This window comes from Lentzea sp. NPDC060358 (assembly GCF_042725365.1).
GTDB lineage: Bacteria > Actinomycetota > Actinomycetes > Mycobacteriales > Pseudonocardiaceae > Lentzea.
In genome coordinates this window covers 1-1,266 of sequence record NZ_JBHXCW010000479.1, presented here as the reverse complement: position 1 = coordinate 1,266, position 1,266 = coordinate 1, and the positions used below count along the sequence as shown (strand labels likewise).

The following is a 1,266-nucleotide window of genomic DNA, read 5'->3' as shown; positions in this document are numbered from 1 at the left end:
CCGTTACACCATGTGGAGAGCACTCGCGAGTGACGGTCCGACAGGCACTCGGCGGGATCCTGGTCGTGTTGTATGCCAGGACCTAGTACTCCAGCAGGATTTTGCAGTCTGACCTGCGGGTTTCGCTGGGCGGCTGGAGTGTGGCGGGTTGTGGAGTGGTCAGGGGCGGCTTCACGGTGGCCGCCCCTCGATCGTGCGACAACGCCGCAGGTAATGACAGCGGCGGGCGACTGCCTGGTGTCGTCGGCGCCAGTTCGACCAGCTCACCGCGTGGTGGCGGCCTCGATGTCCGTGCAGGTGCGGGGGCCGGGGCCGACAAGCTGCCAGGAGTCGCCGGACCTCCGCCACTGTGAGCTCGATGGTCCCGGCTGCCTCACCCGTTCTGCCCCCTTTTCACGGGCCTGGTGCGCCGTGGCTGCCAGGAAGGCGTGCGCGAGCATCGCCAGGGTGATGTGCCGGTACCAACCCGGGTAACGGCGGACTTCGTACTGATCCAGGCCACACTCGTTCTTCGCGGCCTGGAAACACTCCTCGATCGCCCACCGCGTCCCGGCGATTCGCACCAGTTCCTGGGCGGTGGTCTCCAAAGGGGCGTAGGCGAGGTAGTAGGCGATCTCGTCGGGCTTGCGGATGCTGCGACGGGCCAGCGCCCACCGCATCCGGTGAGGGACTTCGCCCTGGTAGTCGAACTCGGCGACGGCCGGCAGTCGCACCGCCGCCCAGTGGTAGACGCGCGGTCCCTTCGCGCCGTTGCCGCATGAGGTCTTCTCCCACGCCTCGTCCGGCGCCTGCGCGAACAGGCCCTCGATGCGGGGACAACCCACGGTGAACTGGGACTTGGGCACGGCCAGCACGTAGCCGACGCCCGATTGCTCCAGCAGTCGGCGGAAGCGGCTCTCCTGTCCGTAGGCGGAATCCGCGGTGACCCAGGTGATGGGCAGCGGCGAGCCGAGGGCACGCAGCACCATGCGCCGGGCCAGTTCACCCTTGGTGGCGAAATCCCGGTCGTCGGGGACCTTGGCTGCGCGGCAGCGTTCGCGGTCCTCGGCCCAGGACTTGGGGATATACAGCTCGCGGTCGACCAAAGCCCGGCCGCGGGCGGTGGCATAGGCGGCGAAGACTCCGATCTGGCAGTTCTCGGTGCGACCTGCGGTCCCGGAGTATTGGCGCTGGACCCCGGCGGAGGTGGTGCCCTTCTTGATGAACCCGGTGTCGTCAATGATGAGGACTCCGTCGTCCGCGCCAAGCTTGTGGGCGACGTATTCC

General features: G+C 67.9%; 1 protein-coding gene. It reads right to left on the bottom strand.

Annotation, left to right across the window (positions count from 1 at the left end; genetic code table 11):
- Positions 1-263 precede the first annotated feature (263 nt).
- Positions 264-1,266, bottom strand: a 1,003-nt coding sequence (locus ACFWGZ_RS41035) for an IS701 family transposase (protein ID WP_382456980.1), incomplete at its 5' end; no start/stop codon positions are given.